Source organism: Bizionia paragorgiae (assembly GCF_900107625.1).
In the GTDB taxonomy this organism is placed as follows: Bacteria; Bacteroidota; Bacteroidia; order Flavobacteriales; family Flavobacteriaceae; genus Bizionia; species Bizionia paragorgiae.
The window spans coordinates 22,207-43,868 of sequence record NZ_FNQK01000007.1 but is presented as its reverse complement, the minus strand read 5'-3'; the positions used below and the strand labels follow the sequence as shown (position 1 = coordinate 43,868).

The following is a 21,662-nucleotide window of genomic DNA, read 5'->3' as shown; positions in this document are numbered from 1 at the left end:
AAATATTCCTAATGCTTTTTACTACCTTTACTAAGGGCGGTATACAATACTCAAAAATAAAAATCTATGGCACAGCACAACGAATTAGGTAGAATAGGGGAGGATATGGCAGTCGACTACCTTCAAAATAAAGGCTATACCATTTTAGAACGCAATTACCGGTTTCAAAAAGCAGAAGTCGATATTATCGCCCAAATAGAGGATACACTAGCGGTTGTAGAGGTAAAAACACGCTCTACTGCCGATTTTGGCAATCCGCAAGACTTTGTAAAACCCAAGCAGATTCAGCGGTTAGTGACCGCGGTACACGAATATGTGACCTCAAACAATTTAGATGTAGAGGTGCGTTTTGATATTGTGGCTATTATTAAAGAAAATAAAACGGTCACCTTAGAGCATTTGGAAAATGCCTTTTATCATTTCTAACCGCGTTCTTATTTTTTTACGGTTTTTACACCGTTAGTATCAAAGAAATTTTTAACCGAATTGATATCATAGGGTTTAGCAATAATTTCTTTTTTGCTATTCAGTATAAAATAAGATGGAGTTCCGTTAATATTATAATTATTTCCTATTTCGTTTTCCCATCGTCCTTCACCAAAAACGTGAATAAAATCAGGATAGTCTTTAATGATATTTTCCCAATAGGCTTGATCATTTTCTAAGGCGATCGCAATGACTTGTATACTTTCTTTACTAATAGGTTTTAAGTAGTCTTGTAACTGCGGTACCTCTTCAAGGCAATGAGAGCAGGTAGTGCTCCAAAATAAAAGCACATAATGTTCAGCGTTATTTAAAGCACTTAAGGCGGTCTTTTTATTTTTCACTTCCAATTCGAAATCTGGAGCAATTTGACCTAAAGAGACATTTCTAAAAGGAACTATAACATCTAAAACTGCAGTATCATTATCTGCTTTTACAAGGTCTAACAAATAGTTGTCGGTAATATAATTTGCTATCGTTTCATTGCTAGCTTCTGCAAATTTACGCCACATGAGAACTAGAATTGTCTTTTTAACTTTAGGATTGTTTCCTATAGCTTTAACAGCTGTATCTATGTTTTCTCTGTAAGAGGTCATAGGGTCATTACGGTCTACAAAACCATACACATAGCTCGTGGCGTTTTTAATTAAGAAATTAGAGTTTTGAAGTTCTTTATTACTAAAATCAATATGTTTAAAGTAGTTGGATTTTATGTTGCTAGAAAACGTTTTTACATCTTCGTAACTCGCTGGAATATAGGGTCTGCAGGCTTTAATAAAATGATTAATAAGCATGCCTTTAGAAGCCTTTTCGAATTCATCTTGTGTGTTGTTTAAAATGTCGAAAATCTTTTTGTAGCCTGCCTCGTTCACTTTCTGAGAACCGTAATAGTTACGGATACTTTGGTTGATTAAAGCAATGCTTTTATTGTAAGAGGTATACATTTTATTTTCAGAAGAAACCGTAAACTTCACACCGTCGGTTTTATTAAACTCAAAAGCAATGTCTTCTTTGCCATTATAAATGATATCGAAATGGTTATCATCAAGTGGCTGGTCGTAAACTAATCTAAACGTTCCTGGTGCCTCATTTTTATCTAAGGATATCGTAAAGGTACCGTCTGGAGACACATCGGCATTAGACACAAAGGTGGCAGCAGAAGGAGTTACACGATATAAAAATGCATATTTATAATCGGTTGCTGGCGAGAACGTTCCTGTTATGGTATGCTGAGCCAACAGGAGAGTTGGTATAAAAGTAAGTATAAATAGAATATGTTTTTTCATTGTATTAATTTTTATTTAAGATAAACAAAAGTTAAGCCAAGCGTTAAAAAAAAGCTCTAAAATGCGTAACACAGTTTTAAAAGTATTAATTTAAAATGGGTTTTAAAGCAGAGAGTGCCTGATTTACAGATTTTATTTTATCAAAGGTTAATATCAATCGGAGTCCGTTACGTGTTTCCTTCTCTTTCATTTTACATGATTGTGGGTTTTTTTGCACGTATTGAATCACTAAATTAAAATTAGGACTTTGGTAAAATTTGCTTTGTTGGTCGTTTATAAAATAGCAAATCAGTTTCCCTTTTTTCATAATTGCTTTTTCAATACCCAATTTGGTAGCGACCCATTTTAAGCGGACACTATTAAATAAATCGACAACTTGTACTGGTAACTCTCCAAATCGATCTATAATATCAGATTCGAACTTTTGGAGTTCTTCTTCTGTTTTAAAGGTGTTTAATTGCGTATAAAAGTTTAAGCGTTCGGCAATATTATTCACGTAATCATCAGGGAATAGCAACTCGAAATCGGTATCGATGGTCATGTCTTTTACGTACTCCTTATCTTCCGCTTGATCTTGATATAAATCGGCAAATTCATTTTCTTTTAACTCTTCAATCGCCTCATTTAATATTTTCTGATAGGTATCAAAACCGATCTCATTAATAAATCCGCTTTGTTCACCACCTAATAAATCTCCTGCCCCGCGAATTTCTAGATCTTTCATAGCAATATTAAACCCGCTACCCAATGCTGTAAATTGCTCAAGAGCTTGAATTCGTTTTCGCGCATCATCGGTCATCGCCGAATACTCCGGAGTTATAAAATAGCAGAAGGCCTTTTTATTACTTCGTCCCACACGACCACGCATTTGGTGTAAATCACTTAAACCAAAATTATTAGCGTTATTAATAAAAATGGTATTGGCATTAGGGACATCTAATCCGCTTTCAATAATCGTGGTACTCACTAACACATCAAATTCACCATTTATAAAAGAGAGCATCAGGTTTTCTAGTTTCTTACCTTCCATTTGGCCGTGGCCAATCCCGATTTTAGCATCTGGTACCAAGCGCTGAATCATTCCAGCGACCTCCTTTATATTTTCAATTCTATTGTGAATAAAGAAAATTTGTCCGCCACGTTGTATCTCATAACTCACGGCATCGCGAATGGTTTCTTCATTAAAACGAATCACATTGCTTTCTATAGGATGTCTATTTGGAGGAGCTGTGGTAATCACCGATAAATCGCGCGCTGCCATTAAGCTAAACTGAAGCGTTCTCGGTATCGGTGTCGCTGTAAGGGTGAGTACATCGACATTTTCCTTAAGTGTCTTTAGTTTTTCTTTAACGGCTACTCCAAATTTCTGTTCCTCGTCGACAATTAATAAGCCTAAATTTTTAAATTTTATATTCTTATTCACTAGGGTGTGGGTACCAACAATAATATCGACGTGTCCTTTTTCTAGTTTCTCTAAAGTTTCTTTCTTTTGTTTAGCGGTTCTAAAACGGTTTAAGTAATCTACAGTTACAGGAAATTCCTTTAAACGCTCGCTAAATGTTTTGTGGTGCTGGAAAGCCAAAATAGTTGTGGGTACTAATACCGCAACTTGCTTACCATTGTCTACTGCTTTAAAGGCGGCTCTAATGGCAACCTCAGTTTTTCCAAAACCAACATCCCCACAAATTAAGCGATCCATAGGGCGTTCACTTTCCATATCAGCTTTTATATCGGCGGTAGCCGTACTTTGATCTGGTGTGTCTTCATATAAAAACGAAGCTTCCAACTCGTGCTGTAGATAACTGTCGGGTTTGTATTGATAGCCTTTTTCTAGCTTGCGTTTAGCATAGAGTTTAATGAGGTTAAAGGCTACGTGTTTTACGCGAGACTTGGTTTTCTCTTTAAGGGTTTTCCACGCTTTGCTACCTAATTTATAGACTTTTGGTGGCTTTCCATCCTTGCCATTAAATTTGGTAATTTTATGTAGTGAATGAATGCTTAAATACAAAATGTCACGCTCACCATAAACCAATTTAATAGCTTCTTGTTTATTGCCTTCAACATCAATTTTTTTAAGCCCTCCAAAACGTCCAATCCCGTGGTCGATATGAGTAACATAATCACCAATATCTAAATTGGTGAGCTCCTTTAATGTAATGGCTTGCTTTTTAGCGTAACCATTTTTTAAATGGAATTTATGGTAGCGTTCAAAAATCTGATGATCGGTGTAACACACAATTTTGTTATCGTGATCTATAAAGCCTTGAAACAAGGATAGGGTAATGGTTTTATAGCTAACTTCTTGCTCTACATCGTCAAAAATGTCGTGAAAACGTTTTGCTTGTTGTTCGCTAATACAGGCGATATAATTGGTAAACCCGTTGTTGTGATTGCTATTTAAATTATCGATTAATAAATTAAACTGCTTATTAAATGCAGGTTGTGGTGTGGTATTATAAGTGATAACCGCAGAGGGGTTTAACCACGAATCGGTGCCAATCTCTACAAGAGTGAATGCTAATAATTGTTTTTTTAATTCTGTCGAATTACAAAATAACTCTATGGGCTCGGCGTGCTTAATATCTGACGATAAACTTTTAAAAGCAGTTTCGGCTTTGTCAAAGAAATCGTCGATTCTAGAAAAAAGTAAATCAACATTCTTTGTGTAGACTACTGTTTTTTGAGCGATGTATTTTAAAAAACTAGCGCGGGTTTCTTGAAGTAGTTTGTTTTCGACATTGGGTATAATGCCAATTTTTTTAATCTGTTCGTTAGACAGTTGTGTTTCTACATCGAAGGTTCGGATGCTATCCACTTCATCACCAAAAAACTCAATTCTGAAGGGCTCGTCGTGAGAAAACGAAAAGACATCAACAATACCACCACGCACTGAAAACTCTCCCGGCTCGGTAACAAAATCGACACGTTTAAACTTGTATTCAAACAAGACTTCGTTTACAAAATCTATAGACAAATTATCTCCTAATGCAATTTTTAGGGTGTTTCTTTCTAGTTCTTTTCTCGTCACTACCTTTTCAAAAAGCGCATCTGGGTAGGTGACAATTACTGCGGGTTTTTTTTGCGAATTGATACGGTTTAATACCTCGGCACGCAATAAAATATTAGCATTGTCTGTTCCTTCAATTTGGTAGGGTCTGCGGTAGCTTCCAGGATAAAATAAAACGTCCTTAGGGTTAATAAGTTGCTCTAAATCGTTGAGGTAAAAAGCAGCTTCTTCTTTATCGTTTAAAACAATAAGAAACGGTTTGTTGGCGGTTTTAAAAGCTTCACTAAGAACAAAGGATAATGAAGAGCCAACGAGCCCTTTTAAATGGGTCTTACTTTCGGTTTGGGCAATAGCAGTTTGTAGTTTTTGCAGTTGCAAAGACTCTGAATAGACTTGCGAGATTAAAGATTTGCTCACGAATTTTTATTTTGTACAAAGATAGGTTTTACTTGTTTAATTTTAAATAAGGTGTTTTTAATATTCTGTTAAGCTTTAAAAGTGGGGATAGCAGGGAATTAAAAAAAGAAAAATATATTTAAAAAGGAGGTAACTTTAGTTATATTTGTACCATATAAAACAAGAAATATATGTCATTTTCAGATTTATTCGATAGTGGATTTAAAAAGCGTAATGAAGATCATTTTGCTTCAATAGTTAGAGTAGCCATGGATGATGGAATTATTACTCCAGATGAAAAAGCGTTTTTAGACCGATTGGCTCGTAATTTAGATATTAGCGAAGGCGATTATGAAATAATCTTAAAAGATTATCAATCTCACCCTATAAACCCTCCTTCTACTTACGACCGACGTTTGGAGCGTTTATTCGATTTAGCGCGTATGGTTTATGTAGATCATATTAAAGGTGATAGTGAAGAGATTTTACTAAGAAAAATTGCTGTTGGATTAGGATTTTCTCATGAAAACGTAACTTATGTAATCGATAAAGCCTTAACACTGGTAAGTAATGGTGTTGATGTAGATACGTTTATCGAAGAGATTAAAAACATGAATAAATAGTACTTTTTAAAAGTATAATAGTATACAAAAAGCGAGTTCATAAAATTATGAGCTCGCTTTTTTTTGTATTACTTTATTAGGTCTTTTTTTTTAAAAGACGATAATTATTTTCCTTTCTGAACAAATTCTTCAAGAGTATTTACCATTTTTTTACTACCGCAGAAAAAAGGAACACGTTCGTGAAGTTCTGTTGGTTTGATGTCTAAAATTCGTGTCTCACCATCGCTAGCTTTCCCATTGGCTTGTTCTGCAATAAACGCCATAGGATTACATTCGTACAACAAACGCAGTTTTCCATTAGATGTTTTAGAACTCTTAGGATACATATAAATACCACCTTTTATCATGTTTCTATGGAAGTCAGAAACTAACGACCCAATATAACGCGATGTATATGGTCGGTTATCTTCTTCCATTTGGCAATATTTAATATAGTCTTTTACCCCTTGTGGGAAATGAATATAATTCCCTTCGTTTACCGAGTAGATATTTCCGTCTTCAGGGAATTGCATATCTGGGTGTGATAAATAAAATGTTCCAATAGCTGGGTTTAATGTAAAACCGTTTACTCCCGCTCCCGTAGTATAGACTAACATCGTTGAAGTACCATAAACAACATAACCGGCAGCTACCTGTTGGTTACCAGCCTGTAAAAAATCTTCTATAGTAACAGGTGTTCCTACTGGAGTAACACGTCTGTAAATTGAGAAAATAGTTCCTACAGATACATTAACATCAATATTTGAAGAGCCATCTAAAGGATCAATAAGAACAACATACTTATTTTGATTGTTCTCATCTTGACTGTTTATAGTAATAAAATCATCTTCTTCTTCACTCGCAATACCACAAACGATATTTCTGTTTTTTAGGGTCTGAATAAATTTATCGTTGGCATAGACATCCAATTTTTGTTGGTCTTCACCTTGAATATTTGTATCGCCAGCGGCGCCAATAATATCGACTAAACCTGCTTTGTTAACTTCGTGACTAACCACCTTTGCAGCTAATCGAATGGAGTTAATTAACCGGGATAATTCTCCAGAGGTATATTTAAAAGACGTTTGGTTTTCAATAATGAATTCGCCTAAAGTTTGATTTTTTCGAGACATATGTATTGTATAGTAATGTTTTTGCAAATATCGTACTTTTTAACAGATTAGATGTGTTTCAATACAGATAAATCTTTTAGTCCTCTTAACTTTAAACTATATTTGTAGCCTAAATAAAAAGTATGAGTTATAACATTCGTTTAGCCAAAAAAGGTGATATGACTGCTGTTTTAGACTTGATAAATGAGTTGGCAGTTTATGAAAAAGAACCTGATGCGGTCGAGGTTACGGTTAAAGATCTGGAACGCGATGGTTTTGGGAAACACCCAAAATTTACTTGCTTTGTTGCCGAATCTGGAGCGCGTATTGTAGGTATTGCTTTAGTCTATATGCGATTTTCTACGTGGAAAGGCGATGTGTTACATTTAGAAGATTTAATCGTTAGCGAACAGATGCGTGGTACGGGATTAGGAACGGCTCTGCTTGATGAAGTTGTGAAATATGGCGATCAACTAGGCGTTAAACGTATTAGCTGGGAGGTCTTAGATTGGAATGAACCAGCCATTAATTTTTATGAGAAAAAAGGGGCAAATGTCATGCGCGATTGGGATGTGGTTCACCTTAACGAAAACGCAATTAAAGCATATATCAATTCCATTTAATGAGAGTTTTTAAATTTGGAGGGGCTTCAATTCAAGATGCCAATGGGGTAAAAAACATGGTGCATGTGCTAAACACTGTAGGCCATGAGAATACGCTTTTGGTGGTTTCGGCAATGGGAAAAATGACCAATGCTTTAGAGCAGGTTATCGATAAGTATTTTAATAATCCTCGAGAATTGCAGAATGAAATACACCTTGTAAAAACCTTTCATTTAAACCTCGTTAATGAACTTTTTGAAAATAAAAACCATGCGGTTTATAAATCGATAAGCCATCTTTTTGAAGATTTATTGCTGTTTTTTAAGACTAATAAATCTCCCGATTATAATTTTGTATACGATCAAGTGATTGGTTATGGTGAATTAGTATCGACAACCATTGTTAGTGCTTATTTAAAAGAGCAAGCTATAGAAAACACGTGGTTAGATGTTAGAACCTGTATAAAAACCGACCGTTTTTACCGACGTGCCAATGTAGATTGGGAAGAAACTCAAAAACATATATCGGAGGCTGTCGAGGCCTCTACCTTATATATTACTCAAGGGTTTTTAGGGAGTGATGCCAATAATTTTACCACGACTCTAGGGCGGGAAGGGAGTGATTATACCGCAGCTATTTTTGGATATTGTTTAAATGCGACGGATGTGACCATTTGGAAAGATGTTCCTGGCGTGTTAAATGCAGATCCTAGACACTTTAGTAATACCACGTTGCTTAATACCATTTCTTATACAGAAGCTATCGAGTTGGCTTTTTATGGTGCCTCGGTAATACATCCTAAAACATTGCAGCCGTTACAAAGAAAAGAAATACCTTTGTACGTTAAATCGTTTATTCATCCGGAAAATCCTGGGACGGTGGTGAATAAATCTGTGGGCATAGAGCCTAAAACGCCATGTTTTATTTTAAAACAAAATCAAATATTATTGTCACTGTCAACCTTAGATTTTTCGTATGTGGTTGAAGAAAATATAAGTGATATCTTTAATTTATTGGCACAACATAAAATGAAAGTCGATGTTATTCAGAATTCGGCTATTAGTTTTTCGGTATGTTTTGACGACTGCTACAATAACTTAGAAAAGTTATTATTACATTTAAAAGCAAAGTTTAAAGTAACGTGTCATAAAAACGTGTCTTTATTTACTATTAGACATTATGACGCTGCCGCAATAGAAGCATTAGAACTCGGGAAAGAAGTACTGTTAAAGCAAATGTTTCAACAAACAGTTCAAATAGTAACTAAGTAAAGTATTGCTTACATTTGTAGGCGTTAACTTCTAAAATATACAATGGGATTAGTAACAGCAAAGGAGGTATCAAAAGCGATACACCTTGATAAATATGGGTTTTTAGGTACTTTTGTTGGCTGGATGCTAATGAAAGTTCTTAAAATTTCAACACTTAATAAAATTTACGATCGCAACAAACATTTATCGAATGTTGAGTTTTTGGATGCGATTTTAAACGAATTTCAAATAAAATTTGAAATCCCTGAAGAAGACTTAAAACGATTACCAAAAGATGGAGCTTATATAACAGTGTCTAACCACCCTTTAGGAGGGATTGATGGTATTTTATTGTTAAAACTAATGCTAGAAGAGCGCTCTGATTTCAAAATTATCGCAAATTTTTTACTGCATCGTATCAAACCTATGGCACCTTATATTATGCCTGTTAATCCTTTTGAAAACAGAAAGGATGTTAAATCTAGTGTTGCGGGTTTTAAAAGTGCGATTCAGCATATACGCGACGGACATCCATTAGGGATTTTTCCTGCGGGAGAGGTGTCGACCTATCGCGATGGTCAACTAGTGGTTGATAAACCCTGGGAGGAATCGGCTATGAAATTAGCCCAAAAAGCCAAGGTGCCCATTGTGCCTATCTATTTTCACGCCAAAAACAGCTCATTATTTTACCGATTGTCTAAAATTAGCGATACGTTTAGAACAGCAAAATTACCTTCGGAATTGCTGACTCAAAAACGACGTGTTATAAAAGTACGTGTTGGTAAGCCTATTTCGGTAGCCGATCAAAATGAATATAAGAGCACTGCAGATTTTACGGATTTTATTCGTCGTAAAACCTATATGTTATCCAATACTTTCGAGCCTAAGGAAAAGATTATAAACACGATTTCTTCGAGTTTTAAAGGACACAAAATTCCTAAGAAAATTGTAACACCTATTGCGGCAGATGTTATGATTAAAGAGGTTGAAGCACTGTTAGAAAATGACAAGCGCCTTTTGGTGAGTAAGAATTACGAAGTGTATTTAGCGCCAGCGAAAGACATTCCTAATATTATTAGAGAAATAGGACGTTTACGAGAGATTACGTTTCGAGAAGTTGGAGAAGGAACGAATGAAGCGATTGACTTGGATAGTTTTGATACTTATTACCATCATATGTTTTTATGGGATAGTGAGGTTAAAACTATTGTTGGTGCCTATAGAATGGGATTAGGGTCTAAAATATTTGCCAAGTATGGTATTGATGGGTTCTATTTACAAGATCTATTTAGATTTGAACCGGAATTACATAAAATGATGGGTGAATCTATAGAACTCGGTAGAGCGTTTATAGTTAAAACTTACCAGCAAAAACCAATGCCCTTATTTTTATTATGGAAAGGTATTGTGCATACCACTTTGCGTTTCCCAGAGCATAAGTATTTAATTGGAGGGGTGAGTATTAGTAATCAGTTTTCAAACTTCTCAAAGTCGTTAATGATTGAGTTTATGAAATCTCATTATTATGATCCTTACGTTGCACAATACGTACATCCAAAAAAGGAGTTTAAAGTAAAGTTAAAAGACGCCGATAAAGATTTTGTTTTTGATGCTACGGAAGCCGATTTAAATAAGTTTGACAAGATTATTGATGAAATCGAACCGGGAGCTTTAAGATTACCTGTTTTGCTTAAAAAATACATTAAACAGAATGCGCGATTAGTAGCCTTTAATGTAGATCCGTTATTTAATAACGCGGTAGATGGTTTAATGTATATTAAAATTGCCGATTTGCCAGAAAGCACTGTGCGACCAGTAATGGAAGAGTTTCAGGCGGAGCTTGAAAATAAAATGAATAATGAAGATAAATAATTAAGGATTTATAAAGACTATAACCCGAATTTGAAATAGAATAGTAATAAAACAGGCTAAATAATTAATTATTTAGCCTGTTTTATTTTACTTTAAGGCGTGGCCTAGAACCATCCTTTTTTACCTACTTGATAGGTGTTGTAAAACTCTTCGTCTGTTTTAGTTAGGTAAATAATCCCTTCTATAAATGGTATTATTCCTGCGATACCACAGGTTACAAACGTTGCGATTAATTGTATGATACCTTCTTTATTGTATCCTAAAATAAATTTATGAACGCCAAGAGTACCTAGTAGTAAGGCTAGTACACCAGCAAGAATTTTTTTATTTTCACCATTGTTATTATCGAAGGTTTCTTTTGCGTTTGTAGCAAACTCATTTGCTGTGTCTTTAGCTTCGGCTGCAAATTCGTTAGCTTCCTTTTTTAAGTCATCCATATTTTAAGTTGTTAATTGCCTAAGGTTTTGGTTTATAGGTAAGTAAAAGTAGGTAAAAATCTAGAGATTACAAAAACGCTTTATCTACGGGTTCCCAAAGTTCTATTTTATTGCCGTCGTTGTCTAATATCCATCCAAATTTTCCATATTCAAACTCTTGCATCTCTCCAATAATCGTTACTCCTTCATTCTTTAAAGTGTCTAAGAGTTCTTTTAGGTTTTCTACACGGTAGTTAAACATAAAGTCTTTTTTTGAAGGCTCGAAATACTCGGAGTCTTTTTTAAAGGGGCTCCACTGTGTAGAACAATCGTTACCTGCTTTGTCTTTCCACCAAAATGTAGAACCGTAATCGTCGGTATCGAAACCTAAATGTTTTTTATACCAATCTTTTGATGCTTTCGGGTCTTCGGTTTTAAAGAAAATACCACCAATACCTGTTACTCGTTTTTTCATAGCTATTATTTTTTAATTGCAGTTTCGTAAATGTTAATCCACTCTTTTGTGCTCATTTTTCCTGCGAGCTCACCGATAAGGGCATAGGGAATATCTTCCATCTTTTTAAAGCGAACACAGCTTTTTCCCATATCTAATTTATATTTACAGTGTGTAGGATACTCGGAAGTAAACCAATCTAGCACCTCCTTTTGAGCGTACATTCCCATATGGTAAACGGCAATAAAGTTTTTTTGTGACGCCAAATTCATAAACGGTAAGGGGGTTTTAGGATCGCAGTGGTAGCCATCAGGATACGCACTATGCGGAATCACAAAACCCAACATGCCGTAATTTATAACTTCTTCTATTTCTGGAGGTAGGTTCTCAAGGATAATCTGACGCAATTTCATTATGGGCTCTTTGCGGTCCTCGGGAAGCTGACTGATGTAGTCTTCTGGCGTGGTGGCTTTGTATTGCATATATAATGGTCTTTGTTAAGTAAAGACTTTAAAGATATAATAAATGCATTAAAACGAGAAATAGAAAGGTTTGCCTGTGTTGTATTAGCAGAATTCTGCTTTTATTTTGTCGACTATCGTTTGCGCTAATCTCTCCTTACTTTCTACGGTCCAACCTGCGACATGTGGTGACAGGATCACGTTTTCTGAAGCTATTAGATACTGAAAAGCTTCTGGCATATGGCTAGAAAACAAGCTTTCGAATGAGGCTTTTTCGTATTCTAAAACATCTAAACCGGCACCTAATACAGCGCCGTTTTTTAGGGCTAGCGCTAAGTCCTCGGTAACCACACTTTTACCACGAGCGGTGTTTATAAACCAAAATGGCTTTGCAAAGCCTCTAATAAACTTAGTGTTTACCATTTTTGTTGTTAGTGGTGTTTCTGGTGTATGTAAACTAAGCACGTCGCATCGTTGTTGTAGCTCTTGTAGTGACACTTGAGTAGCGTTTTCATCGCCTACATCGGGTTTAATATCGCAACACAATACCGTAACATCAAAACCGCGTAGTTTTTTGGCAAAAGATTTACCCATATTCCCATAACCAATAAGACCTACAGTTTTACCATCGAGTTCTATACCGCGATTCTCCTCGCGTAACCATTTGCCATTGCGGACTTCGCGATCGGCTTTATTGAGTTTGTTAAATAACGATAGCAATAGGGCTAAGCTGTGCTCGCCTACAGCATTGCGGTTACCTTCTGGGGCAGCAATGAGTGAGATGCCTTTTTTTTGGGCATAGTCACAATCTATGTTTTCTAATCCAGCACCAACACGGCCAATAAATTTTAATGTCGTGGCTTTATCTAAAAAAGCGGCGTCTATCTTAAAGCGGCTTCGAATGATAATGCCGTCGTATTTATGAATGGTTTTTTCAATCTCTTCTTTAGAAGCGCTAAAATCTAAAGTGTTGGTAAACCCCAAAGCGTTGAGTTCGCGGATTAATAGGGGGTGGTTAGAATCGAGATGTAGAATATTCATACAAGAAGCTGACTTTTATAATATAAGGTTCTTTGCGTTAGGGATTGCAGTGTAAATCCTTTTGCTTTGTTGGCAAAAGATTGCAACGAAAAGCGCGACCTGTAAGGTAACGCCCTAACTTAAAAACCAAGAATAAGTTTTGCGATTAAAAAATAGGTTAATATACCAAATACATCGTTACTAGTGGTTATAAATGGTCCGGTAGCAACAGCGGGATCAATACCTCTTTTGTCTAGAAAGAAGGGGATGAAAGTGCCTATTATTGCTGCCATAATTATAACAGATATTAGTGCAATACCAATGGTGATTGATACGATATACGGGGTTCCAAAAATAAAATGGGTGATTACTAGTGCGACGATAGCGATTGCAAAACCGTTAACTATAGCAAGAAAAAACTCTTTAAGTAAACGCTTAAAAATATTGTCATCGACACTGTCGTTTGCCAGACCTTGAACAACGATGGCCGACGATTGTACACCCACGTTTCCAGCTGTTGCTTGTATTAAAGGCACAAAACTTAGCAGGACGATAAAAGAGCCCATAGCTTCGTTAAAATACTCGATTATACTCGCAGCACCTAAGCCACCAAACACACCAATTAATAACCATGGTAAGCGGGCTTTTGTTAGTTTCCAAATACTATCATCGGCTTCTACACCTTGCGAAATACCGGCAGCCATTTGGTAATCTCTATCGGCTTCCTCACGAATAACATCTACGATATCGTCGATAGTAATGCGTCCTAGAAGCGTCTGGCTGTCGTTAACCACAGGAATGGCTTCTAAATCGTACTTTTGCATGATTTTAGCGACTTCTTCGGCGTCCTCGTCCACGGTAACATAGTCTACATTTTTAATGTAGATGTCTGCAATTTTCTGATCACTTTTTGCAACGATTAAATCTTTAAGTGAGAGGCGGCCAATAAGTTTGTCTTGGCGATCTACAACATAAATGGAGTGGACTCTTTTAACGTCTCTAGCTTGTCCTCTAATACGTCGTAAGCAACCAGCAACCGTCCATGTTTCATAGACTTTTACCAATTCTTTAGCCATAAGTCCTCCGGCAGTATCCTCGTCGTAAGCTAAAAGCTCTTTAATTTCGGCTTTGTGATCTTCGTCGGAAATATTAGAAATAACCTCTAACTGACGTTCCTCGGAGAGTTCTGCAATAATATCTGCAGCATCATCTGTATCCAATTCTTCGACCTCTTCGGCAATTTCCTTGGCAGATAGTGTTCTTAATATTTTTTCACGGTTATCCTCATCCAGTTCCATTAAGATTTCGGAAGTGGTTTCTGAGTCTAACAATTTTATCACATATGTAGCATCTACTAAGTCGACTTCGTCAAGAATTTCTGCAATATCGGCATGGTGAAATTCACTTAAAAGGGCATTCAGTTCTTTATCGCTTTTGGTCGCGATAAGTTGCTCTACTTGTGCTACAAGTTCGTCTGTGAGTTCAAACTGTAAGTTTTCTTTTTGTATGTCTTCGCTTTGTTCAATCAAACAATAATAATTTAAAGGGTTTATTTATCGTTTTCAATCATCGTCGTTAAGGCTATAAAAGCTTGAACACTTAATTGTTCTGGACGTTTGTTAAATATAGGGTCTTCTCGTAAACTATCGCTTAATTCTAATGTTTTTAAACTGTTACGTAGTGTTTTTCTTCGTTGTTGAAAGGCTTGCTTGACGACTCTAAAAAACAATTTGTCGTCGCAGGGTAAGCTATAATCTTCTTTACGCCTTAATATAAGAACGCCAGAATCTACTTTTGGCGGTGGGTTAAACACATTTGGAGGGACGGTAAAGAGGTATTCGGCGTCGTAAAATGCTTGAGTTAGCACCGATAAAATACCATAGACTTTACTGCCTTCTTTAGAGCATATACGTTGGGCTACTTCTTTTTGAAACATGCCAGAGAATTCAGGAACCTGGTCTCTTAACTCTAAAGTTTTAAATACAATTTGCGTAGAAATGTTATACGGGAAGTTGCCAATAATAGCAAAAGGCTCATTATTAAATGTTTCGCTAACATCGTATTTTAAAAAATCCTTTTCTATAATTCTTGGCGCAAGATTTAAATAGTTGTTTTTTAAATACTCGACACTTTCGGTATCTATTTCAATAACGTAAGTGGTGCCTTCTTTTTTTAATAAGTATTTGGTGAGCACGCCCATTCCTGGTCCTATCTCTAATACTTTTGTGTAGCCTTTAAAGCTAATGCTATCTGCGATTCTTTGGGCTACAGTTTCGTCTTCTAAAAAATGCTGACCTAAGAATTTCTTTGCCTTAACTTGATAATTATTTCCTTTGTAAGCCATTTTTATTAATTGAAAACGTTTATTTTAATTACTATTTGAAATTTACAGAATATACATCTATTATCTCGAGTTCCGTTCTAAAAGCGAGCATTTTATCGGCAAATTTTTGCAAACCTTCTATTTGGAGTTTTTCGTCATCTTCTTTATAGAATGCGTCTAACGCAGCGCGAGAATATGAGCGGTATTGAATAGAATAAGTTTGTCCTCCCATCTCTTCCTCAACCAATACCTTTGTAAAGCGTGCTTCAGAAAATTTCCCTGTAGCTAAAACTTGAGGAATGTGCTCTTTAATCCATTTTAACCATTCGTCGTGAACACTATTATCGATGTTTATCGTAACGTTATAAATGTACATAAATCTATCTTTTTTGCAAATAACAGTAGTTCTAAGTTATATACAAAACGAATTGCCTATTAATTTACTGAATAGCGTCCCCACGGAGTGCCCTAAATCGTTTTCTTGCTTCTACAAAAAAGATACTATCCTGATGGTTAAATAATAGGTTCTCGTAGTATGATTTTGCCTTTTCCGGTTGGTCTAAATACCTATCGTAAACAAGTGCCATGCCGTAAATAGCATCATCTGCTAGAATACCATCGCTATACTCTGTAATAATACGTTGGTAATTAACAAGAGCTTTATCGTATTGCTTTTTAATTTCGAACAGTTGTGCTTGTTTTAAAAGTGCTTGCGGAATAATGGCTTCCGACTGGTGTTGGTTTAAAATGTCGTTTAACAAAGCAATAGCTTCGTCGTTGCGGTTTTGAAACTGTAACAAATCGGCTTTGGCATACCGTTTTAAACCCAATTGTAAGGAATCTTCTAGTTTATTATCGCCAATAAGCAGTTTTAAATCCAGGGCGTCATTGGCGGTAAGCTGTGATGTAGATGCTTGTAATACTTTTAGTTGGGACTCGGCCCATTTAAAATCGCCCTTATAGTAACTTGTTTTTGCTACTTTAAATCGCGCTTCTTGGGCAATAGTACTGTTTTTAAGGCTACGTTGTATTTGGGTATAGTAAATAAGGGCTTCATTAAATTTCTCTTCGAGAACCAATATATCTCCCAGTTCTAATTTTATTTCCGCTATTTTTTGTTTGGAAGCATTGCTTTTTAAGGTGTCTTTTAAAAAAGCGATGGCTTTATCGGTTTGCTTTAAATAGAAAGCTAAAAAGTGTCCATAGGCAATTTTTAAATCTAAAGCACTTAATAATCCGCCATATTCACTTAACAGTTGTTCGTACTCTTGAGCAATAGCATCGTACTCTTTAGTAGTTGCTTCCTGTGTTTTAATATTTAAAATATTGTAATGCGCGTTTATTTTTAAGTCTAAATTCTGCGTATTATCAATAATGTAGGTAAATATGGACTTGGCAATATCATTTTCCTTTTGGTTAAAGGCTATTTTTGCCAATTCTTCAATACGATCTAAAGACTCCATTTCCCGCTTGTAAATCGCTTTTTCTTGAGCAAAGGCTTTGTTGTATTCTTTTTGCTGTATAAATAACCAGCTTAACATTTCGTTCCAAAGGACATCAGGAGATTCTTGGATTTTCTTTAGTAGAATTAAGCGTAGTATTTTATTGTTTTCTTGGTCTTTATCTTCGCTAATAAACGTGCTAAATTCCCGTTTTATATTATTTAAATAGGTCGTGTTTTCAGCGCCAAATTCGATGTATTTGGTAAACATATTTTTAATATCCCCTTGCTCGCCATAGATCCGTGCTAATTGCATGTTAAAATTAAACTCCGGATTTACCTCCATAGCTGTAGTGTATGCGGTAATGGCATGGTCTAGTAACGACAAGTTTTCGAAAGTCCGCCCTATAGTAGAAGCATAACCAGGAGTGTCTTTAATAGTGCTTATAGCCTTGTTGTAATACGTGTTTGCAGTAATACTATCGTTTTGCAAGGCGTAATTGTAGCCTAATTCGATGGTAAGCGGAGGGTAGTTTTTGTTTTGAATAAGTGCCTTTAAAAACGTGTCCACTTCTTTATACTGCTCCAGTTGTTGGTGTGTTCTTACTAGCTTATAGATGTAGGTTAAACTGCTGCTATTATTTTTATAAAGCTTTTTGTAGCTGATTAAAGCCTTTTCAAACTCTCCATTTTTAAAATATTCCTCTGCCAAGGCAGCATCGTAATTTTGAGAATAAACGAGGCTACTAGTAAAAAACAATAAAAAAAATAAAATTCGCATACGAGTTCTTTAGGTAAAGATAACAAATGTAAACGCAAAATACGAGTTAAAAAATCGAACTGAAGGAAAGCGAGGGGAGAATACAAAAAATAAATGCCTGATGAAAACATCAGGCATTTGCCAATCTAAATAAATGTGCTATTAATCATATATTTAAGATGATTCAAATACTCGATTGGAAGTATTACAATAATCTCACTTGGGTATTATTTTTTTGTTTTAAAGTCTGTAGACTGTCTGATCGTAATTATCTTCTAAAACAAGTGACTTTAATTGGCGTCATGTTTTCTAGTTTTTAATAATTTTCTGAGGTAAATATGAGAATTTAAAATGATAAGTACAAAATAAATCACAAAAAAATCGTTAAACAACGTGTTTTGTTAACAGTTTAACGATTTCTTTTATTGGATATGTAAGTAAAATTCTACACCTGTAAGGGCTTTAGTCAATAATTGAGAACCCCGTGTATGGTATTAAAACCTCAGGAATTTCAATTCCTTTTTCAGTTTGGTAGTTTTCTAATATACCTGCTAATACTCTAGGCAAGGCTAAAGAGCTTCCGTTTAGCGTGTGCGCTAATTCATTTTTACCATCGCTGTTTTTAAAACGCAGCTTTAAGCGGTTGGCTTGAAAAGTTTCAAAATTAGAAACACTAGAAATTTCTAACCAACGGTCTTGGGCAGTAGAAAACACTTCAAAATCGAAAGTTAATGCCGAGGTAAATCCTAAATCCCCACCACAAAGGCGTAAAATTCTATACGGTAATTTTAATTCTTGTAAGATCTCTTTAACATGGTCCACCATGCCGTCTAATGCTTTATAAGAATTGTCAGGGTGCTCAACGCGTAAGATTTCTACTTTGTCAAATTGATGTAATCTGTTTAAACCTCTTACATGTGCACCATAACTTCCCGCTTCACGTCTAAAACACGGAGTATATCCTGTAATTCCAATTGGTAATTCATCGGCATTTAATACAACATCTCTAAAAATGTTGGTCCCTGGTACCTCTGCTGTAGGAATTAAATATAAGTTATCATTAGTTACGTGGTACATTTGCCCTTCTTTATCAGGTAATTGTCCTGTTCCATAACCAGAAGCTTCGTTAACTAATAAAGGGAGTTGATATTCGGTATACCCAGCAGCTGTATTTTTATCTAAAAAATAAGCGATTAAAGCGCGTTGTAAACGTGCACCTTTACCTTTATAAACCGGAAAACCAGCACCCGTAATTTTATTACCCAATTCGAAGTCTATAATATCATACTTTTTAGCAAGCTCCCAGTGTGGTAAAGCGCCATCAAATAAAGTAGGAATAGTACCTTCTCTAAAGACCTCTTCGTTGTCGTCTTCAGAGTTTCCTGCAGGAACCGTTTCGTTAGGGACGTTTGGTATTTTATAAAGCTGCTCGTTTAGCGCCTCTACTTTGGCATTTAGCGCTTCGTTAAGGGTTTTAGTCGTGTCCTTAAGTTCTGTCGTTCTTGCTTTTAAGCTATTCGCTTTATCTGCTTGTCCCGATTTATATAATATACCAATTTCTTTAGAAATAGCGTTGGATTCTGCCAAGGTGTTATCCAATTCCGTTTGTAATGCACGGCGTTCTTCATCTAACACAATCACAGCGTTTACCATTTCGCTAGCATCCATATTTCGTTTTTCTAAACGAGATATTACAAGCGCTTTGTTTTCTCTAATAAAAGGTATTTGTAACATATTTTTTTGTTTGGGCGTTACGTTACTCCGCTTTTAGTAGCGCAGTAACGTCAGGCTTTACGCTATATCTTTTTTGAAAACACAAAAAAGGATGCCGCTTCAATCCTTAACGCAATTATAATAACAATTTTAAAACGTAAAAGTAGTAAGTTTTTGGATGCCGAAAAATATTTTAGACGCCTATTTTGATGGTAATAACCAATCGTTATGTTTGTACCAATTCCATTTTGCGCTTCCCATGTCTACGTTGGGGTCTATAAGCCTTTTGTAAGGCTTGTTGTTTACGCTTACTTTGCAATCTACGTAAACCGCTACATCCTGCCCTTTGGCTTTAAAATCCTTTTTTAAATGTTGTGAAAATTGCCAAATAATATCTGGTTTTACACTTGAAGTGCGTATTTGTTTGCTAGTAAGGTATTTTTTTGGGTTGATATAAATGGTGTCCTTTGTGACTTTGTCTACGACTTTAAATCTTGTCATACCTTTCTTACTTCTCAGCATCATGCGCCAAGACATTCTATGTCCTTCTTCGGTCCAAAGCACATCATCAGTAATAAAATGGTGACGAATAGGTAATAAGAGTTGTATTATAAAATAAACACTACCAACGGCAATCAGTGCCGGTTTGTAATCGGGAACTATAATCTCTGCTTTAGTATATGCGGGTTTGTTTTTAAGAAAAAGGCGACGTATGACTTCGGGATCAAAAAAGAACAGTGAAAAGGCTAGCGATAAATAAGGGAATACCCCCACTTGAAATACAATGGAGTTGAATAAATGAAAAAAGATAGAAGCGAAAAATGCATATTTTCGTGTCTTTTTACAAAGTAGTAAAGGGATTATTAAACCGTCAAAGAGAATCCCACCATACGCTATTAGGTAGGGGAAAAGATCGTGTTGCAATAACCCTCCTATAACTTGGTAGTTCGCCTTACTTTGCATTAATAATTTAGGTAAGGTTAGATCTAACCAATCCGGATATAGTTTTGCAATAGAAGCGTAACTGTAAAGAATAAATAATTGTACTACAAAAATCCATTTGCACCAGCTAGGCATTGCTATTTGTTTTAACTTCGGGTATAGCTTAACATCTATAGATGCGTATTTGTGTGCCGGTAGTACACACATAATAGCACTTAATAAGATTAGTAAATAGTAGTGGTTGTTGTACGAAGATTTTTGCATAAAATATACACCGCACCATAGTAGTGTAAAGCTAATCATGCTTACGCGGTATTTATAACCTACCATGATAAACAATCCTAAAAGGCCCATAATTAAATAATAGACATACATCCAATTTCCTGGTAAAGGTTGTAACCATTCGAAGCCAATAAACGAAAAGGTAAATTCAGGTTCTACTAAAGTGCGTCTTATCCAACCTGTAAAAATAGAACCAACCGATTCTAGGAAACAGAGCAGCCCGAAAATGATTCGGAAAACCACTAAGGCCGAATTGTCAATGTATTTAAAAAGGAATGAATTAAGCATGTTGAGCTATAAAGTCTAAAGTGTGTTGTTTATCGCGATGCAACTGCTCTTTTAAGGCGTCTACCGAACTAAATTTTTGCTCATCTCTTAAGCGCTGTAAGAGTTCTACTTTGAGCTCCTTATCGTAAAGCGACTCATCGAGATCTAAAAAGTGAACTTCTATGGTTTGCTTTTCGCCGTTTACGGTTGGATTGTTTCCAATATTCATCATACCAAAAACGGTTTGGTTATTAATACTGCTTTTTACTATATAAACCCCTTGTTTAGGAACAAGTTTATACCCTTCAGCAATGGCTATATTTGCGGTTGGAAAATTGAGCGTACGGCCTAAGCCTTTTCCCGAAACGACATTACCAGTAAGAAAGAAATTGTAACCCAAATAGCTATTTGCGGTTTTAATGTCTCCTTCTTTTAATGCGTTTCTAATTTTTGTAGAGCTTACCGCGACGTCGTTTATGTCTTGTTTTGTGATTTCTTCAACTTCAAAACCATAAGTTTTTCCAAAGGTTTTTAAGTCTTCAATATTAGCGGCTCTATTTCTTCCAAAATGATGATCGTAACCTATAATAATATGTTTGGCTCTAAGCTCTTTTACTAAAATTTGTTCGACAAACTCTTCGGCTGTAAGCCTAGAAAAAGCAGATGTAAACTCTTTAACAACTAAGTTATGAATTCCAAAGCGCTTTAGTATCTCGGTTTTCTCGGTAATAGAATTAATGAGCTTTATATTGGCGTCTTTTTGTAAGACCATTCTAGGATGCGGAAAAAACGTTAATACCGTAGGCTCTAAATGTTTTACATCGCCCACCTTAATAAGGCGTTGTAGGATTTTTTGATGTCCTATATGTACACCATCAAACGTGCCAATGGTAATAATAGTGTTTTTTTTATCTGATTTTAAAGCTTCCAAACGATTAACATTTAAATACAAAAATAAAAAAAGCCAATTGAA

Annotated in this window: 19 protein-coding genes; 5 read left to right on the top strand and 14 right to left on the bottom strand. The window is 35.6% G+C overall.

Annotated elements, in window-relative coordinates:
- Positions 1–66 precede the first annotated feature (66 nt).
- A complete protein-coding gene (locus BLV64_RS06370; protein WP_092133368.1) occupies positions 67–426 on the top strand; it encodes a YraN family protein in 360 nt (119 codons plus the stop codon).
- An 8-nt stretch (positions 427–434) separates the two neighbouring features.
- Here BLV64_RS06370 and BLV64_RS06365 read toward each other — a convergent pair whose 3' ends face one another.
- Entirely contained in the window at positions 435–1,769 is a 1,335-nt protein-coding gene (locus BLV64_RS06365; protein WP_092133367.1) for a TlpA family protein disulfide reductase, read from the bottom strand.
- 85 nt (positions 1,770–1,854) lie between these two features.
- On the bottom strand, positions 1,855–5,193 hold the full coding sequence (mfd, locus tag BLV64_RS06360; RefSeq protein WP_092133366.1) for a transcription-repair coupling factor: 3,339 nt from the start codon (positions 5,191–5,193) through the stop codon (positions 1,855–1,857).
- A 170-nt stretch (positions 5,194–5,363) separates the two neighbouring features.
- Between mfd and BLV64_RS06355 the strand changes: the two genes are divergently transcribed.
- Positions 5,364–5,795: a fructose 1,6-bisphosphatase gene (locus BLV64_RS06355; RefSeq protein ID WP_092133365.1), complete on the top strand. Its 432-nt coding sequence runs from the start codon at positions 5,364–5,366 to the stop codon at positions 5,793–5,795.
- 104 nt (positions 5,796–5,899) lie between these two features.
- Here the strand turns inward: BLV64_RS06355 and fbp are convergent, their stop codons facing one another.
- Positions 5,900–6,907, bottom strand: a complete 1,008-nt coding sequence (fbp, locus tag BLV64_RS06350) for a class 1 fructose-bisphosphatase (protein ID WP_092133364.1) — start codon at positions 6,905–6,907, stop codon at positions 5,900–5,902.
- 122 nt (positions 6,908–7,029) lie between these two features.
- Between fbp and BLV64_RS06345 the strand changes: the two genes are divergently transcribed.
- The 3 genes from BLV64_RS06345 to BLV64_RS06335 are packed head-to-tail and all read left to right on the top strand — an operon-like array spanning position 7,030 to position 10,610.
- A complete protein-coding gene (locus BLV64_RS06345; protein WP_092133363.1) occupies positions 7,030–7,509 on the top strand; it encodes a GNAT family N-acetyltransferase in 480 nt (159 codons plus the stop codon).
- Complete coding sequence (locus tag BLV64_RS06340; RefSeq protein WP_092133362.1) at positions 7,509–8,759, top strand: aspartate kinase; 1,251 nt, start codon at positions 7,509–7,511, stop codon at positions 8,757–8,759. Before BLV64_RS06345 ends, BLV64_RS06340 begins: the two co-directional genes overlap by 1 nt.
- A 42-nt stretch (positions 8,760–8,801) precedes the next feature.
- Positions 8,802–10,610, top strand: a complete 1,809-nt coding sequence (locus BLV64_RS06335) for a GNAT family N-acyltransferase (RefSeq protein WP_092133361.1) — start codon at positions 8,802–8,804, stop codon at positions 10,608–10,610.
- A 104-nt stretch (positions 10,611–10,714) separates the two neighbouring features.
- Here the strand turns inward: BLV64_RS06335 and BLV64_RS06330 are convergent, their stop codons facing one another.
- The 11 genes from BLV64_RS06330 to BLV64_RS06280 all read right to left on the bottom strand — a co-directional run bounded on the left by BLV64_RS06330 (position 10,715) and on the right by BLV64_RS06280 (position 21,620).
- On the bottom strand, positions 10,715–11,047 hold the full coding sequence (locus BLV64_RS06330) for a TM2 domain-containing protein (protein ID WP_092133360.1): 333 nt from the start codon (positions 11,045–11,047) through the stop codon (positions 10,715–10,717).
- A gap of 67 nt (positions 11,048–11,114) precedes the next feature.
- Positions 11,115–11,501 (bottom strand): VOC family protein, encoded by a 387-nt coding sequence (locus BLV64_RS06325; RefSeq protein WP_092133359.1) that lies wholly within the window; start codon positions 11,499–11,501, stop codon positions 11,115–11,117.
- 5 nt (positions 11,502–11,506) lie between these two features.
- Positions 11,507–11,962, bottom strand: coding sequence for a DUF1801 domain-containing protein (locus BLV64_RS06320; protein ID WP_092133358.1), 456 nt, complete (start codon positions 11,960–11,962; stop codon positions 11,507–11,509).
- Between the two features lie 84 nt (positions 11,963–12,046).
- The gene (locus BLV64_RS06315) at positions 12,047–12,982 is read right to left on the bottom strand and encodes a 2-hydroxyacid dehydrogenase (protein WP_092133357.1); all 936 of its coding nucleotides are present in this window, start codon (positions 12,980–12,982) and stop codon (positions 12,047–12,049) included.
- 119 nt (positions 12,983–13,101) lie between these two features.
- On the bottom strand, positions 13,102–14,490 hold the full coding sequence (gene mgtE / locus BLV64_RS06310; RefSeq protein ID WP_394332342.1) for a magnesium transporter: 1,389 nt from the start codon (positions 14,488–14,490) through the stop codon (positions 13,102–13,104).
- A 20-nt stretch (positions 14,491–14,510) separates the two neighbouring features.
- Positions 14,511–15,305 carry a 16S rRNA (adenine(1518)-N(6)/adenine(1519)-N(6))-dimethyltransferase RsmA gene (gene rsmA / locus BLV64_RS06305; protein WP_092133356.1) on the bottom strand — a complete coding sequence of 265 codons (795 nt, stop codon included), beginning with the start codon at positions 15,303–15,305 and terminating at the stop codon, positions 14,511–14,513.
- 31 nt (positions 15,306–15,336) lie between these two features.
- A complete protein-coding gene (locus BLV64_RS06300; protein WP_092133355.1) occupies positions 15,337–15,660 on the bottom strand; it encodes a DUF4286 family protein in 324 nt (107 codons plus the stop codon).
- A 64-nt stretch (positions 15,661–15,724) separates the two neighbouring features.
- Positions 15,725–17,506 (bottom strand): tetratricopeptide repeat protein, encoded by a 1,782-nt coding sequence (locus BLV64_RS06295; RefSeq protein ID WP_092133354.1) that lies wholly within the window; start codon positions 17,504–17,506, stop codon positions 15,725–15,727.
- A gap of 441 nt (positions 17,507–17,947) precedes the next feature.
- Positions 17,948–19,219 carry a serine--tRNA ligase gene (gene serS / locus BLV64_RS06290; RefSeq protein WP_092133353.1) on the bottom strand — a complete coding sequence of 424 codons (1,272 nt, stop codon included), beginning with the start codon at positions 19,217–19,219 and terminating at the stop codon, positions 17,948–17,950.
- Positions 19,220–19,399: 180 nt separating this feature from the next.
- The gene (locus BLV64_RS06285) at positions 19,400–20,710 is read right to left on the bottom strand and encodes an HTTM domain-containing protein (protein WP_092133352.1); all 1,311 of its coding nucleotides are present in this window, start codon (positions 20,708–20,710) and stop codon (positions 19,400–19,402) included.
- Positions 20,703–21,620 carry a bifunctional riboflavin kinase/FAD synthetase gene (locus BLV64_RS06280; RefSeq protein WP_092133351.1) on the bottom strand — a complete coding sequence of 306 codons (918 nt, stop codon included), beginning with the start codon at positions 21,618–21,620 and terminating at the stop codon, positions 20,703–20,705. Before BLV64_RS06280 ends, BLV64_RS06285 begins: the two co-directional genes overlap by 8 nt.
- Positions 21,621–21,662 lie beyond the last annotated feature (42 nt).

Coding starts and splice junctions, on each gene's coding strand:
- BLV64_RS06285 (WP_092133352.1), bottom strand. CDS start 20,710: ATGCTTAATTCATTCCTTTTTAAATACATTGACAATTCGGCCTTAGTG.
- BLV64_RS06295 (WP_092133354.1), bottom strand. CDS start 17,506: ATGCGAATTTTATTTTTTTTATTGTTTTTTACTAGTAGCCTCGTTTAT.
- BLV64_RS06325 (WP_092133359.1), bottom strand. CDS start 11,501: ATGAAAAAACGAGTAACAGGTATTGGTGGTATTTTCTTTAAAACCGAA.
- BLV64_RS06355 (WP_092133365.1), top strand. CDS start 5,364: ATGTCATTTTCAGATTTATTCGATAGTGGATTTAAAAAGCGTAATGAA.
- BLV64_RS06370 (WP_092133368.1), top strand. CDS start 67: ATGGCACAGCACAACGAATTAGGTAGAATAGGGGAGGATATGGCAGTC.
- BLV64_RS06335 (WP_092133361.1), top strand. CDS start 8,802: ATGGGATTAGTAACAGCAAAGGAGGTATCAAAAGCGATACACCTTGAT.
- BLV64_RS06340 (WP_092133362.1), top strand. CDS start 7,509: ATGAGAGTTTTTAAATTTGGAGGGGCTTCAATTCAAGATGCCAATGGG.
- BLV64_RS06365 (WP_092133367.1), bottom strand. CDS start 1,769: ATGAAAAAACATATTCTATTTATACTTACTTTTATACCAACTCTCCTG.
- rsmA (WP_092133356.1), bottom strand. CDS start 15,305: ATGGCTTACAAAGGAAATAATTATCAAGTTAAGGCAAAGAAATTCTTA.
- fbp (WP_092133364.1), bottom strand. CDS start 6,907: ATGTCTCGAAAAAATCAAACTTTAGGCGAATTCATTATTGAAAACCAA.
- BLV64_RS06320 (WP_092133358.1), bottom strand. CDS start 11,962: ATGCAATACAAAGCCACCACGCCAGAAGACTACATCAGTCAGCTTCCC.
- BLV64_RS06330 (WP_092133360.1), bottom strand. CDS start 11,047: ATGGATGACTTAAAAAAGGAAGCTAACGAATTTGCAGCCGAAGCTAAA.
- serS (WP_092133353.1), bottom strand. CDS start 19,219: ATGTTACAAATACCTTTTATTAGAGAAAACAAAGCGCTTGTAATATCT.
- BLV64_RS06345 (WP_092133363.1), top strand. CDS start 7,030: ATGAGTTATAACATTCGTTTAGCCAAAAAAGGTGATATGACTGCTGTT.
- BLV64_RS06315 (WP_092133357.1), bottom strand. CDS start 12,982: ATGAATATTCTACATCTCGATTCTAACCACCCCCTATTAATCCGCGAA.
- BLV64_RS06300 (WP_092133355.1), bottom strand. CDS start 15,660: ATGTACATTTATAACGTTACGATAAACATCGATAATAGTGTTCACGAC.